At 60.2% G+C, this 362-nt stretch carries 1 pseudogene; it reads left to right on the top strand.

Annotated elements, in window-relative coordinates:
- Positions 1 to 362, top strand: a pseudogene (locus AC0QKW_RS13120) (transposase); the annotation flags it as partial.

Raw genomic sequence — 362 nt, 5'->3', positions numbered from 1 at the left:
TTACGCTTGCCCAGGGATGTGGTGGTGCATGGCCCCCGTCGTCATCCCATTGAAGTGGGCTATCTCTGGCCCCCCAAGGGCGAAGCCCGATTCTATGACGGCATTGGCCTGTGGGCGGATGGGCGCTGGCGCTGCAACCTCGTTTTGGCCAACGTCAAGGGCGTCAAGGAACCCTGGGCCGTCATCACCGATGAACCGTCCTCCCTCAATACCCTGTGGCAATATGCCCTCAGGTTTCGGGTCGAGGAGCTTTTCCTCGATTCAAAATCCGGGGTCTTTGAGCTAGAAGCTTCGGGTATCCGCTCCGCTCAAGCCCTCGAACGCCTCTACCTCGTGGCGGCTGTCGCCATCCTCTATGGCAC

This window comes from Pseudanabaena sp. PCC 9330 (genome assembly GCF_055795045.1).
This window is presented reverse-complemented; position numbering and strand designations above follow the sequence as displayed.